Here is a 13,861-nt window from a genome sequence, read left to right on the forward strand (position 1 = left end):
CCGGAAAAAGGACTCCCAGTATAGGCAGCCGACTAGCCGCGCCGACAGGCACAGAAAGCGGGCAAAACTGTTGCGCCGTGCCTCACTGCTCCCAGGGCTTGCCGCGAGTCTTCTTCTCCAGCGGCAACTGCTGCAGCACCGCGGCCTTGGCCAGCATGTAGGCGCTGACCGGAGCGCTGATGAAGAGGAACAGGCTGATCAGCAGCTCATGCAGGCTGATGCCCGCCTGGCGGTTGGAGAAATAGATCAGCGAGGCGACGATCACCCCGCCGACCCCGAGGGTGGTGGCCTTGGTCGGCCCGTGCAGGCGCATGAAGAAGTCCGGCAGGCGGTACAGGCCGATCGCGCCGATCAGGACGAAGGCGCTGCCCAGCAGGAGGAACGCCGAGACGATGATTTCCAGCCACAGGCTCAGGGGTTCGCCAGTCATTCGATGATGTCTCCGCGCAGCATGTATTTGGCCACCGCCACCGTACCGACGAAGCCGAGCACCGCGATCAGCAGCGCCGCCTCGAAGAACAGGTCGCTGTCGCGCCAGATGCCGTACAGCACCAGCAGCGCGATGGCGTTCACGTAGAGGGTGTCCAGCGCCAGCGCCCGGTCCGGCAGGCACGGCCCCTTGACCAGGCGCGCCAGGGTCAGCAACAGGGCCAGGCCGAGCAGCGCCAGGCACAGCGGGATCACGTAAGCGAGCATGGGAAGATCTCCTTCAGCGGCGCTTCGTAGCGTTGCTTGATCTCGGCGATCAGCGCCGCCTTGTCCGGCACGTCGAGGCCGTGCACCAGCAAGGTCTTGCGGTCGTCGCTGAGGTCCGACGACACCGACCCCGGGGTCAGCGAGACGATGCTCACCAGCACGCTGATGGCGAGGTCGTTCTCCAGCTCGATCGGCACCTCGACGAAGGCCGGACGCAAGCGCTCGATCGGTCCGAGGGTCAGGCGGGCGACCTGGATGTTGGCGACGAGGATGTCCCACATCACCAGCGCCAGCAGCTTCAGCAGCAGCAACGGATGCCACTCCTGGCTGCGCCCGACCAGCAGGCGGTTGGTCAGCAGCGGAATGCACACGCCGAGGAAGGCGCCGAGCAGCCAGTGGCCGATGGCGAAGGAATCCACCAGCAGCAACCAGACCAGCAACAGCAGGACACTAAGCACGGGATGAGGCAGTACGCGAAGAAGCGGACGCGGCAACGAACGGCTGATCATGCGGCACCTCCGCGGGTGATGATCTGGCGATACAGGTCGAGGTCGTGCAACTGCGCCGCGGTGGCCTGGACGTAGGCCAGCAGCGGCTTCGCGGCGAACACCAGCAACGGGCCGGCGGAGAGCAACAGGATGCAGGCGAACAAGCGGCCGTGGTCCAGTTCGGCGCTACCGAGCACGGTATGCCCGGTGCGCCAGAACAGCGTGCTGCCGGCCCGGCTCAACGCCACCAGCGCCACCAGGCCGCTGCCCAGTACCACGCTCCATAGGGCCAGCGCCTGGCTGCCGGGAGCGACCGACTGCAAAAGCATGACCTTGCCGAAGAACCCCGACAATGGCGGCAGACCGGCAACGGCGATGGCGCCGATGAAGAAAGCCCCGCCGAGCAACCGAGGATTCTGCAACGCCGGGCCCTGGACCAGGTCGCCGGCCTTGTCGCCGCGCTGGCGGGCGACCAGGTCGGCGAGCAGGAACAGGCCACCGGCGATCCAGGTACTGTGCAGCAGGTAGTACAGCGACGCCGCCAGCGCCCGCTCGCTGCCCAACGCCACGCCAGCCAGGAGGGTTCCGGCGGAGACCACCACCAGGTAGGCCAGCAGGCCTTGCAGGGTCCGCGCCGCCAAGGCACCGATCGCGCCCAGGCCGAGGGTCGCCAGGGCCAGCGGCCAGAGCCAGGCCTGCGCCAGGTTGGCCAGCTCGCCGGCGGCATCGCCGAAGACCAGCGTGTAGACCCGCAGGATCGAGTAGATGCCGACCTTGGTCATGATCGCGAACAGCGCCGCCACCGGCGCGCTGGCCGCGGCATAGGCGCGCGGCAGCCAGAAGTACAGCGGCAACAGCGCCGCCTTCAGGGCGAACACCACCAGCAGCAGGAGCCCGGCTGCCGCCAGCAGCGGCGCGCGCTCGGCATCTGCCATGGCGATCTTCTGCGCCATGTCGGCCATGTTCAGGGTGCCGGTGAGGCCATACAGGGTACCCACGGCGATCAGGAAGAACGCCGAGCCGACCAGGTTTAGGATCACGTAGTGCAAGCCCGAGCGTACCCGCTCCGCGCCGCCGCCATGCAGGAGCAACGCGTAGGAGGCGATCAGGAGTATCTCGAAGAACACGAACAGGTTGAACAGGTCGCCGGTCAGGAAGGCGCCGTTGATACCGAGCAGCTGGAACTGGAACAACGCGTGGAAATGCTTGCCCAGGCGGTCGTCGCCACGCAGCGCGTAGATCAGCGCGGCGCTGCCGAGCACCGCCGTGGCCAGCAGCATCAGGGCGGCGAGACGATCGAGCATGAGCACGATGCCGAACGGCGCGGCCCAGTTGCCCAGGGCATAGACGCTCAGGTCGCCGCTGGCGGCCGTACGTATCAGCAGCAGGCTCAGGGGGATCAGTGCCAGCGCCGCGAGCAACGACAGGCCGCGCTGCCAGCGCTCGGCCAGCGGCAACAGCAGCAGGCTGCCGGCAAACAGGGGGAGCAGGATCGGCAGGATCAGCCAATGGCTCATGGGCGCGGCTCCTCCTCGTCCGGACGGCCATCTACGTGGTCGCTGCCGAGGTCACCGAGGCCACGCAGGGCCAGGACCACGACAAAGGCGGTCATGGCGAAGCCGATGACGATGGCGGTCAGCACCAGCGCCTGCGGCAACGGATCACCATACTCCCCGGGAGTGCCGATCACCGCGACGCTGCCGCCGAGCCGGCCCATGGCGAACAGGAACAGGTTGACCGCGTAGGAGATCAGCGTGAGACCGAGCACCACCGGGAAAGTCCTCGCCCGCAGCAGCAGGTAGACGCCGCTGGCGGTGAGCAGGCCGAGGGTGATGGCGAACAGGGCTTCCATCAGAGCGCCTCCTCTTGTGCGACGGGTTCAGGCATCAGGCTGAGCTTGCCGAGGTAGGACAGGATCAGCAGCGCGGCACCGACCACGGTGAGGTACACGCCGAGGTCGAACAGCATCGCCGTGGCCAGCTCGATCTCGCCGATCAGCGGCAACTCGAAGTGGCCGAACGCGGAAGTCAGGAACGGATAGCCGAACAGCCAGCTGCCGAGCCCGGTGAGCCCGGCGATCAGCACTCCGGCGCCAGCCATGGCCGCATAGTTCAGCGGCAGGCGCTGCTCGACCCACTGCGAGCCGCTGGCGATGTATTGCAGCACCAGGGCGATGGCAGTCACCAGGCCGGCGATGAAACCTCCGCCCGGCAGGTTGTGGCCGCGCAGGAAGATGAACACCGAGATCAGCAACGCCAGCGGCAGCAGCACCCGCGACAGGGTTTCCAGGATCAGCGGGTGCTTGGCGTGGGCCCAGTTGCGACCCTGCGGGTCGCAGGTCGGCTTGTGCAGGGCGAAACCGGCGAGCATCGCGTAGATGCCGACGCCGGCGATCGCCAGCACGCTGATCTCGCCGAGGGTATCGAAACCACGGAAGTCCACCAGGATGACGTTGACCACGTTGTAGCCGCCGCCCCCGGAGACGCTGTTCTCGACGAAGAATCCGGCGATGCTCTCGTAGGGCCGGGTCAGCACCGCGTAGGCCAGCAGCGCCACCAGCATGCCGACCCCGCCGGCCAGCGCCACGTCGCGCAAGCCGCGCAGGCTGGAGGACTCCGCCGGAGTGCGCGAGGGCAGGAAATACAGCGCCAGCATCAGCAGGACCATGGTCACCACTTCCACCGACAACTGGGTCAGCGCCAGGTCCGGGGCCGAGAAGCGAGCGAAGGCCAGGGCCACCAGCAGGCCGGCGACGCTGAGGATCAATAGCGCGACCAGGCGCATACGATGGAACAGCGCCGTGGCCAGGCCGCTGAAGGCCAGCACCAGCATGCCCAGGGCGGTGATACCGTCCAGCGGGGTCAGGCCGCGCGAGCCGGTCAGCCTCGCCAGCGGTGCCAGCTCGACCGCCACCACGACCAGCGCCGCGCCCAGCAGCCAGGCCAGGTAGCGCTGCAGCGACCCGTTCTCCAGCCAGGCGGTCAGGCGCGCGGCCAGGGCCACCACACGTTGCACCTGCTGCTCGAAGACCAGCTTGGCGTCCACCTCCGGTAACCCGGCGTACCAGTTGAACAGCGGCTTGCGCAGGACATAGACCAGCACACCGCCAACCAGCGCCACCACGCTCATCAGCAATGGCAGGTTGAAACCGTGCCAGATCGCCAGGCTGTATTCCGGCAGTTGCCCGCCAAGGCTGGCACTGGCGGCGGCGGCCAGCAGCGGCGCCACGGTGTAGGCCGGCAGCATGCCGACCAACAGGCAGAGGAACACCAGGATCTCCACCGGTACCTTCATGTAGCGCGGCGGCTCGTGGGGCGGGAACTTCGGCAACCGGGCCGGCTCGCCGTTGAAGAACACGTCGTGGATGAAACGCAGCGAATAGGCCACCGAGAACACGCCGGCCAGGGTCGCCACCGCCGGCACCAGCCAGTTGAAGCTGCCCAGCAGGTTCTGGCTGAGGGTTTCGCCGAAGAACATCTCCTTGCTGAGGAAGCCGTTCAGCAGCGGCACCCCGGCCATCGCCAGGGAGGCGACGATGGCCAGCACCGCGGTATGCGGCAGGTACTTCCACATCCCGTTGATCAGGCGCATGTCGCGGCTGCCGGTCTCGTGGTCGATGATCCCGGCGGCCATGAACAGCGAGGCCTTGAAGGTCGCGTGGTTGATGATGTGGAACACCGCGGCGACGTTCGACAGCGGGGAGTCGAGGCCGAACAGCAGGGTGATCAAGCCCAGGTGGCTGATCGTCGAGTAGGCCAGCAGCCCCTTCAGGTCATGCTGGAACAGTGCCATGCCGGCCCCCAGCAACAGCGTCACCAGGCCGCTCAGGCTGACCAGGTAGAAGAACCACTCGGTGCCGGCCAGCGCCGGATACAGCCGGGCCAGCAGGAATACGCCGGCCTTGACCATGGTCGCCGAGTGCAGGTACGCGGAAACCGGGGTCGGCGCCGCCATCGCGTGGGGCAGCCAGAAATGGAAGGGAAACTGCGCCGACTTGGTGAACACGCCGAGCAGGATCAGTATCAGCACCAGCGGATACAGGGCGTGGGCGCGGATCAGCTCGCCAGCCGCGAGGACCTCGGTGAGTTCGAAGCTGCCGGCGATGTGGCCGAGCAGCAGCACCCCGGCCAGCAGCGCCAGGCCGCCCCCTCCGGTAACGGTCAGGGCCATCCTCGCACCCTTGCGGGCGTCGGAACGGCTGCCCCAGAAGCCGATGAGCAGGAACGAGGACAGGCTGGTCAGCTCCCAGAAGAGCATCATCAGCAAGAGATTTTCCGCGAGCACCACGCCGAGCATGGAGCCCATGAACAGCAGCAGGAAAGCGAAGAAACGCCCCATCGGCTCCTGTTCGGAGAGGTAGTAGCGGGCGTAGAGGATCACCAGCAGGCCGATGCCGAGGATCAGCAGGGCGAAGAGGAAACCGAGGCCGTCCAGGCGCAGGCTGAGGTTGATGCCGATTTCCGGCAGCCAGGAATAGCTGGCGGTCAGGGTCTGCCCGGCGAACACCGTGCCGCGCTGCCCGAGCAACAGGATCAGGCCGATCAGCGGCGCCACGCCGGCGGACGCCGCGCACAAGGTGCGGCCGCCACGCTCGGCAAGCAGGGGCAACAACGCCCCCATGAACGGCAGCGCGATGATCAGCGCCAGAATCATGGGCTACTCCTCTTCGATGGCGGAGCCCCCGGCATGCCTGGCCGGCGGTGCTTCCCCGCGGTTGTCGGTGCGCGGCCGGATCGCCAGCAGCTCGAAGCCCCATCGGCCACCGGCAGGCGCGGCGCGACGGAACTACGATTATCGCAATCTATCGAACGAACGTCATGGATTGAATTATTACAAAATTCAGGCGTTCCGACTGCCGGAAAGCCGAAAAAAACTCTGCAGCGGCAACGACTTGAAGCTTAGCAAGACAACGCCGGCAGTGGTTCGGCGCTACAACGAAAACGGCCGGCGAAATGCCGGCCGCGGGATAACGTGGGAAGAATCAGTGGGCGACGCGGCTGGTGCCGTTGACGGTCAGGATGCGCACGCGCTCGCCGACGCGGAAGATCTGGCCCTGGTCGACCTGCTGGACATAGGCGCGGGTGCTGCCGTCGTCTTCGCGCACGGTGATCTCGACGCCCTGGGTGCGCGTCAGGCCTTCTTCGGTAGCCGCGCCCAGCAGGCCGCCAGCGACCGCGCCGATGATGGCCGCGACGTAGCTGCCCTTGCCGCCGCCCACCGCGCTGCCGGCGACACCGCCGACGCCGGCACCGGCGATGGAACCGATCGGGGTCTTGGTGCCTTCGATCTTGACCGGGCGCAAGGCCTGGATGGTGCCCATGCGTACAGTCTGCACGGTACGGGCTTCCTCACGGCTGTAGGTATCGCCGGTGAGGCTGGATTGGCAGCCGCCAAGAGCCAGGGCCATGGCGGTGAAGGAAGCAACGATCAAGGCAGACTTGCGCATAACGGCATCTCCGAAAGGGATAACTGACGAATATTAGACTCTCCCGCAGCCGCTCCTGTCACCTGGCCGGCGCGAGATAATCGAATCGATTCAGCAATGGTACAGGTTCGTTCAGTTTCGACCGAACCCTCCCGCTTTCATCGGCGGGACCCATCGGCTAGGGTGAGCGCCCGCAGAAGGAACAGCCATGGACTATTTCATCATCGTCGTCACCACCGCCGCCGGCCTGTATTTCCACTGGTGGATCTACTGGCGCATCCGCCGCTGGATGGACCGCGACCTGGCGCTGTCATTCGCCGGCGACGACCCGCAAAAGCGTGACTATCTGTTACAGCGACTGGCCGAGGCCAAGGCCAGCAAGGTGAAGCGGCGCGACCTGCCGGCCTGGCTGGAGCGCGCCGCCGCCGACTACCCTTCCCGCGAAGCCTGAGCCAGGCGCCAGAGCCGGGCGATCTGCTCGGCGCGCGCCTCCAGTTCCGCCGCCGCTCCGGCACAGGCCTGCTCCAGGCTGATCGGTCCCGGCGCCAGGCTGAACGCCGCATCGATGCCGGCGTCGTGCAGGCGCTGGTAGCCGTCGCCCAGGCTGCCGGCCAGGGCTACCACGGGAACGCCGGCCTGGCGCGCGATCCGCGCCACGCCCACCGGGGTCTTGCCGTGCAGGCTCTGCGCATCCAGACGGCCCTCGCCGGTCAGCACCAGGTCGGCACCGACCAGCGCATCGGCCAGCCCGGCCAGCTCCGCCACCAGTTCGATGCCTGGGCGGAAACGCGCGCGGAGGAATGCCCTCGCGGCGAAACCCAGGCCGCCGGCGGCGCCGACGCCCGGCACCCGGCTGAAGTCCTCGCCAAGGGTCGCCGCGACCACCTTGGCGAAGTGCGCCAGGGCGGCATCCAGTTGCGCCACCTGTTCGGCGCTGGCGCCCTTCTGCGGACCGAACACCGCCGACGCGCCGCGCGGCCCGCATAGCGGGTTGTCGACGTCTGCGGCGACTTCCACCGCGACATCCACCAGGCGCGGATCCAGCCCGCCCAGGTCGAGACTGTGCAGGCCAGCCAGCGCGGCGCCGCCGGGCGCCAGTTCCTCGCCGTCGGCAGCCAGGAAACGCACGCCGAGCGCGCCCAGCAGGCCGGCGCCGGCATCGTTGGTAGCGCTGCCGCCGAGGCCGAGGATAATCTTCCGCGCCCCGGCGTCCAGCGCCGCACGGATCAGCTCGCCAGTGCCACGGCTGCTGCTGCGCGTGGCGTCGCGGCGGTCGCGCGGGACCAGGTGCAAGCCGCTGGCGGAAGCCATTTCGATCACTGCGGTGGCGTCGTCCAGCCAGCCCCAGTGCGCCAGGGTCGGCTCACCGAGCGGGCCTTCGACACGGCATTCGCGACGTTCGCCGGCGGTGGCGGCGAGTACCGCATCGACCGTGCCTTCGCCGCCGTCCGCCAGTGGCCGCAGCAACACCTCGGCCTGCGGGAAGACTCGCCGCCAGCCGCGGGCGATAGCCTCGGCGACGTCGGGCGCGGACAGGCTTTCCTTGAACGAATCAGGAGCAATCACGATTTTCATCAGTCACCTCGCAGGGCCGGGAGTCCCCGGCCCCGCTTCAATCAGAGCAGCACAAGGCTGAGCAGCCATACCGCGAGCATACCGGCGATACCCTGGACCAGGGTCGCCAGGGTCTGGGCGCGATAGGCAGTGGATACGGTCATGCGGCTGAACTGTGTGACCACCCAGAAGAAGCTGTCATTGGCGTGGGACACCGTCATCGCTCCGGCACCGATCGCCATGACCGTCAGCACCCGGCCCATCTCGCTGTCCAGGCCGAGCTGCGGCAGCAGCGGAGCGACCAGCGCCGAGGTGGTGACCAGCGCCACGGTGGTCGAGCCCTGCGCGGTCTTCAGCGCGGCCGCCACCACGAACGGCATGAACAGGCCGATGCCCAACGCGGACAGGGTGCTGCCCAGGTAGTCGCCGAGCGGAGTGATCTTCAGCATCGCACCGAAGGCGCCGCCGGCGCCGGTGATCAGCAGGATCGGCGCGGCCGACTGGATGCCTTCCACCACGCGCTCATGGAATTCCTCGCGCTTGCTCTGGCCCTTGAGCAGGGTGCAGGCCAGGGCCAGGCCGACCAGCAGGGCGATCACCGGTTGACCAAGGAAGTTCAGGCAGGCGAACAGTACGCCCTCGCCCAGCGGCTTGCTCGGGAATACCGCGACCGAGCCAAGGCAGATCAACAGGATCGGTACGAAGATCGGCGCGAACGCCTGGGTCGCGCTGGGCAGCTTGCCGTAGCGGGCACGCAGCTCGCTGAAATCCTCTTCGGTCTGGACGACCTGGCCGTCGTCGACCAGGGGAATGTCCTTGCCGACGAAGCGATTGGCCCACCACATGCCGGCCATCGCGGTGACGAAGGCGACCACCAGGCCGACCACGATCACCAGGCCAAGGCTGGCGTCCAGGCCGAGGTTGCCGGCCGCGGCGATCGGTCCCGGGGTCGGCGGCACGAAGGTGTGGGTGGCGTAGAGACCGGTGGCCAGGGCCACGCTCATGGCGATGGTGGATATCTTCATCCGCGCCGCCAGGGCGTTCTTCAGCGAGTTGAGGATGACGAAGCCGGAATCGCAGAACACCGGGATCGACACCAGGTAGCCGATGATCGACATGGTCAGGGTCGGGAAGCGTTCGCCGAGCAGGCGGATCACGCTTTCCGCCATGGTGATCGCCGCACCGCTGCGCTCGAGGATCACCCCGATGATGGTGCCGAGCACGATGACGATGCCGATGTAGCCGAGGATGCTGCCGAAGCCGCCGGTAACGGTCTTGACGATTTCCGCCGTGGGTACCTGGTAGGCGAAGCCGGCGATCAGCGCGGCCGCCAGCAGGGCGAGGAACGGGTGCAGCTTGAGTCGCGTGGTGGACAGGACGATAAAGGCGATCAACGCCAGCAGGATCAGGACCAGGGTCATGAGCCGCCTCCTTGTTGTTATGGGTGTGGGATGGGCGCCCAGGGGCGGGTCATTTTCGCTCCGTCGGGACCGGACACGCCTTGTGCAACGGCCAGAGGAAGACGGCGCTGGAAGGGGAACATTTTGTGCGACTGCACAGTGAATCGATTGATCGCCCGTTACCCGCGGCGCGGAACGAGCAATTGCAGCCCCAGCAACAATTGCTGGCGGTGCTCCAGGCGAGCGAGATCGAGCCCGCTGATCGAAGCGATGCGCTCCAGTCGGTAGCGCAGGCTGTTGCGATGGATTCCCAGCGCCTGGGCACAGGCCTGGGCGTGCCCGTCATGGGCGCACCAGGACTCCAGGGTAGCGGCCAGCGAACCTTGCGGATCGTGGTCGAGCAACCGCTGCAAGGGCGCCAGCAGCTGCCGCACCTGCCAACTGTCGCGCTGGCTGAACAGCAGGCTGGCGAGGCGGTGTCCGTCCAGGGTCACGACCCGCCGACCGGGCAACCGGCTGCGCGCATAGTCCAGCAGGTCGCGCGCGGCGCAGGCCGAGGCGCGCAGCTCGGCCAGGTCATGCGCCGGGTCGCCGGCACACAGGCGCGCCACGCCCCAGCCGCGCGCGTCGGCGCGCTCCAGCCAGTGCTCGAGCGTATCTGCGTGGGCTACCGGCCGGCACCAGAACACCAGGCGCTCGCCCAGCGCCGCGCTCCAGTGTTCCGCCCGGCCGCCGAGTGCCGCCAGCAGGCGAGCCTGGCAAGGCAGCGGATCGGCATGCTCGGGCAGCTCCAGGAAGACCGCCTGGCGCGGCCAGTGCATGGCCAGCCCCAGGTGTTCGGCATCGGCCGCCAGCGCCCCGAGGCCGTGGCCGGGATCGAGCAACTGGCGCAGCCAGGCTTCGTGACGCTGGCGTTGCCAGTGTCGCTCGTCCTGCATCTGGCGCTGTTCCATGAGCATTTCCGCTGCCATCCGCACCAGCTCGGCATAGGGCCGGACCACCTCCGGCGCGCCGGTGATGCCGAGCACGCCGACCAGCCGCTCGGCGTGCAGCAACGGCAGGTTCACCCCTGGCCGCACCCCGCGCAGGCAGGCGGCGGCCTGCTCGTCGATTTCCACCACCCGCCGGTTGGCCAGCACCAGTTGCGCCCCTTCGTGGCGGGTATGCAGGCGCGATGGATCGCCGCTGCCGATGATCATGCCCTGGGCATCCATCACATTGATGTTGTGCGGCAGGATCGCCATCGCCCGATCGACGATGTGCTGCGCCAGCGTCGAATCCAGTTCGAACATGGAGGATTCAGGGCGCCAGGCGTTCGCGCAGCCAGCCGCCGTCCTGGCGTCGATAGTCGAGACGGTCGTGCAGGCGGCTCGGCCGCCCCTGCCAGAACTCGATGCGCTGCGGCAGGAGACGGTAGCCGCCCCAGTGCTCGGGACAGCTCGGCGGCTGGTCGGCGAAACGCCGCTCGGTGTCCGCGAGCAGCCGTTCCAGCTCGGCGCGATCGGCGATGACCCGGCTCTGCGGCGAGGCCCAGGCGCCCAGGCGACTGCCCAGCGGACGCACCTGGTAGTAGGCGTCGGATTCCTCGGGAGTGACCTTCTCGACGCTGCCTTCGATGCGCACCTGGCGCTCCAGCGCCGGCCAGAAGAAGGTCATGGCCGCCCGCGGATTGGCCGCCAGTTGCCGGCCCTTGGCGCTTTCGTAGTTGGTGAAGAAGGTGAAGCCGCGCTCGTCGAGGCCCTTGAGCAGGAGGATACGGCAATGCGGATAGCCGTCGGCGTCGACGGTGGCCAGGGTCATGGCGTTGGGTTCGACCGGCAGGCGCTCGGTCTTCACCGCGTCGTCGAACCACTGGCGGAACAGGCTGAAGGGATCGCTAGGGGCGTTGGCCTCGCTGAGGCCATCGCGGGTGTACTCGCGGCGCATATCGGCCAGGGACTGGGTCATGGCGCATCTCCAGGGGGAAATGCGCCATAGCTTAACCGCAGACTCCGCCTCGCGCTTGATCCGGGACAATGGCGCCAAGCGCCCTGCCCCGGTTCGGCTCAGTTGCCCTGGGCCAGGGACAGCAGGCTGGCGCGCTGGGTATAGAGCACTTCGACGCGACGGTTCTGGGCGCGGCCGGCGGCGCTGGCGTTGTCCGCGCGCGGCATGTCGGAACCGACCCCCTTCAGGCGCAATTGGTCGCCTTTCAGGCCGCTGAGGCGGAAGATCGCCGCCACCGACTGGGCACGCTCGAAGCTCAGCTTGTCGTTGACCGCCTTGCTGCCGGTGCTGTCGGTATGGCCGAGTACCAGGATACCGCTCTGCGGATCGGCCTGGGCCATCTTGGCGACCTTGCCCAGCGGGTTGAGGGTGATCGGCATCAGCATGGTGTGGCGCTTGGGATTGAACGAGTAGTCGGCGGGGGCGATGACGATCAATGCGTTGTCGCGGCGTTCGAGGGTGAACTCGCTACCGGCGATCGCTTCGCGCAGGGCTTTCTCATGGGCATCCAGCCACTCCTTGGTGACCTTCTGCTGGACCAGTGCCGGCTTGCCCGACGCCTTGCTCGCCGAGCTGGCGCCGAACGGCCACCACCAGGGGTTGGCGGCCTTCGGCTCGGCTGCGGCGGCGACTTCTTTCTTCGCCGCGGCGATCTCGGCCTTCTGCTCCGCAGCCTTGGCGGCTACGTCCCGACCGCCTTCGTCCTTGCCGAACGGCCACCACCAGTGGCTGGAGCCGACATGCTCGGCTTCGGCCTTCTGTTCCGTGGCCTGCTTGGCGACGGTCTGTCCGTCGTCCTTGCCGAACGGCCACCATGAATGGCTGGAAGCCTGCTCGGCCGGAGCCTTGGCTGGCTGCGAGGAAGCGTCCTGGGTCTGGAAATAGCTGCAGCCGGAGGCGGTCATGCAGAGAAGAAGCGTCGAGGTCTTAAGCAGTTTCATACGTCGGGGTCCGTTGGAAGTGAAAGAAGGCGAGCCCGATGGAACATTCGGCTCAACCGCCGGTCACATCGCAGCGATGCCGGAGTCAATCCACTGCCCCGGCAACGCCCTATCTCATACGACGCTTTAGATTGTGTCGCTAAGCCATTATTTGGCAATGAAATTTAGCGTCGAGCCGACAAGCGGTTAAAAGTTAACCAACGGATTACAGACACTCCCCCGCGACACGCGCCAGCTGCTGCGCCCGCGGATCCATCAGCACATACGGCCCCAAGGCGTTGCTGACAAAGGAAAAAGCCAGGTCGCGCTCGGGATCGGCGAAGCCGATCGAGCCACCCGCCCCAGGGTGGCCGAAGGCCTTGGGGCCGAGTCCGTAGGTCGCATTGGCCACGCCCGGTTGGTCGAGCATGGTGCCGAGGCCGAAGCGGGTCCGGGTCAGCAAGGTCCGATCCTCGCCTACCGCGTGTTCGTGGGCCAACTGGCCCAGCAGTTCATCTTCCAGCAAACGTCCCTGCAACAGGCCGCTATAGAAGCCGGCGAGCGCGCGCGCGTTGCCATGGCCATTGGCGGCCGGCTGCTGCATGCGTCGCCATTCCGGCTTGTTGGTGCTGGTGAGGATCGACGGCGGATTGGTGAAGGCACGGGTGGTCAGCGCCAATGGCTCGCTCATCATGGTCTTCAGCATGCGCTGGGCGGCAGCGTCGCCGAGGCTGCCCTTGCTCCGTGCCATGTGGGCGACGCGGCCGAACTGGCTGTCGTCCAGGCCGACATGGAAATCCAGGCCCAGCGGTGCCGCGGTGCGCGCCACGATGGCCTCGCCCGGCTCGCGGCCGTCGACCCGGCGGATCACCTCGCCGAGCAGCCAGCCATAGGTAATCGGTGCATAGCCGTGCGCTTCGCCAGGCGTCCACCAGGGCTCCTCGGCGGCCAGTGCCGTGGTCATCGCCTGCCAGTCGTAGAGTGCCTCGGGCGGCATCTGCTCGCGCAGCGCCGGTAGGCCGGCGCGATGGCAGAGCAACTGGCGCACGCTGATCGCTGCCTTGCCGGCCGCGGCGAACTCGGGCCAGTAGCGTGCCACCGGCGCGTCCAGTTCGAGCTTGCCCTCGGCCACCAGTTGCAGCACGGCAACGGCGGTGAAGGTCTTGGTGCAGGAGAACAGATTGAGGATGGTGTCGCGCTGCCAGGGCTGCTCGCCGTCCTTGTCCGCGACGCCGCCCCAGAGGTCGACCACCGTCTCGCCACCGACCTCCAGGCACAACGCCGCGCCGCGCTCCTGCGGATTGTCGAAAAGCCGGGCGAAGGCCTCGGCAAGCGGGGCGAAACGGCTGTCACAGTGGCCTTGGGGCGTCATGGGCAAGTTCCGGTGGGAAA

Annotated in this window: 14 protein-coding genes; 1 reads left to right on the forward strand and 13 read right to left on the reverse strand. The window is 67.6% G+C overall.

Annotated features, from left to right (window positions below):
• Nucleotides 1-82 precede the first annotated feature (82 nt).
• The 7 genes from AC1RB9_RS20355 to AC1RB9_RS20385 form a co-directional block, all read right to left on the reverse strand.
• A complete protein-coding gene (locus AC1RB9_RS20355) occupies nucleotides 83-430 on the reverse strand; it encodes a Na+/H+ antiporter subunit G (protein WP_003082083.1) in 348 nt (115 codons plus the stop codon).
• Nucleotides 427-696: a K+/H+ antiporter subunit F gene (locus AC1RB9_RS20360; protein ID WP_003082079.1), complete on the reverse strand. Its 270-nt coding sequence runs from the start codon at nucleotides 694-696 to the stop codon at nucleotides 427-429. Before AC1RB9_RS20360 ends, AC1RB9_RS20355 begins: the two co-directional genes overlap by 4 nt.
• Complete coding sequence (locus AC1RB9_RS20365; protein WP_003082074.1) at nucleotides 681-1,205, reverse strand: Na+/H+ antiporter subunit E; 525 nt, start codon at nucleotides 1,203-1,205, stop codon at nucleotides 681-683. Before AC1RB9_RS20365 ends, AC1RB9_RS20360 begins: the two co-directional genes overlap by 16 nt.
• Entirely contained in the window at nucleotides 1,202-2,701 is a 1,500-nt protein-coding gene (locus AC1RB9_RS20370) for a monovalent cation/H+ antiporter subunit D (protein ID WP_003082071.1), read from the reverse strand. The genes AC1RB9_RS20365 and AC1RB9_RS20370 overlap by 4 nt, the downstream gene beginning before the upstream one ends.
• A complete protein-coding gene (locus tag AC1RB9_RS20375; protein ID WP_003082068.1) occupies nucleotides 2,698-3,036 on the reverse strand; it encodes a Na+/H+ antiporter subunit C in 339 nt (112 codons plus the stop codon). Before AC1RB9_RS20375 ends, AC1RB9_RS20370 begins: the two co-directional genes overlap by 4 nt.
• Nucleotides 3,036-5,837: a monovalent cation/H+ antiporter subunit A gene (locus AC1RB9_RS20380; protein WP_003082059.1), complete on the reverse strand. Its 2,802-nt coding sequence runs from the start codon at nucleotides 5,835-5,837 to the stop codon at nucleotides 3,036-3,038. Before AC1RB9_RS20380 ends, AC1RB9_RS20375 begins: the two co-directional genes overlap by 1 nt.
• A gap of 328 nt (nucleotides 5,838-6,165) precedes the next feature.
• On the reverse strand, nucleotides 6,166-6,630 hold the full coding sequence (locus AC1RB9_RS20385; RefSeq protein WP_003082056.1) for an outer membrane lipoprotein: 465 nt from the start codon (nucleotides 6,628-6,630) through the stop codon (nucleotides 6,166-6,168).
• A gap of 187 nt (nucleotides 6,631-6,817) precedes the next feature.
• On the opposite strand from AC1RB9_RS20385, the gene AC1RB9_RS20390 reads away from it, so the two are divergent.
• On the forward strand, nucleotides 6,818-7,060 hold the full coding sequence (locus AC1RB9_RS20390; protein WP_003082053.1) for a hypothetical protein: 243 nt from the start codon (nucleotides 6,818-6,820) through the stop codon (nucleotides 7,058-7,060).
• Here the strand turns inward: AC1RB9_RS20390 and AC1RB9_RS20395 are convergent.
• The 6 genes from AC1RB9_RS20395 to AC1RB9_RS20420 form a co-directional block, all read right to left on the reverse strand.
• Entirely contained in the window at nucleotides 7,039-8,184 is a 1,146-nt protein-coding gene (locus AC1RB9_RS20395) for a glycerate kinase (RefSeq protein ID WP_003082051.1), read from the reverse strand. The genes AC1RB9_RS20390 and AC1RB9_RS20395 overlap by 22 nt on opposite strands.
• Before the next feature lie 41 nt (nucleotides 8,185-8,225).
• On the reverse strand, nucleotides 8,226-9,584 hold the full coding sequence (locus tag AC1RB9_RS20400) for a GntP family permease (RefSeq protein WP_003086363.1): 1,359 nt from the start codon (nucleotides 9,582-9,584) through the stop codon (nucleotides 8,226-8,228).
• 158 nt (nucleotides 9,585-9,742) lie between these two features.
• Entirely contained in the window at nucleotides 9,743-10,855 is a 1,113-nt protein-coding gene (locus AC1RB9_RS20405) for a CdaR family transcriptional regulator (protein ID WP_003112517.1), read from the reverse strand.
• 7 nt (nucleotides 10,856-10,862) lie between these two features.
• A complete protein-coding gene (gene pdxH / locus AC1RB9_RS20410) occupies nucleotides 10,863-11,510 on the reverse strand; it encodes a pyridoxamine 5'-phosphate oxidase (RefSeq protein WP_003112518.1) in 648 nt (215 codons plus the stop codon).
• A 98-nt stretch (nucleotides 11,511-11,608) separates the two neighbouring features.
• Entirely contained in the window at nucleotides 11,609-12,490 is an 882-nt protein-coding gene (locus AC1RB9_RS20415; protein ID WP_003082037.1) for an OmpA family protein, read from the reverse strand.
• A 205-nt stretch (nucleotides 12,491-12,695) separates the two neighbouring features.
• Nucleotides 12,696-13,841: a serine hydrolase domain-containing protein gene (locus AC1RB9_RS20420; protein ID WP_003163128.1), complete on the reverse strand. Its 1,146-nt coding sequence runs from the start codon at nucleotides 13,839-13,841 to the stop codon at nucleotides 12,696-12,698.
• Nucleotides 13,842-13,861 lie beyond the last annotated feature (20 nt).

The organism is Pseudomonas sp. 20-5 (genome assembly GCF_056782835.1).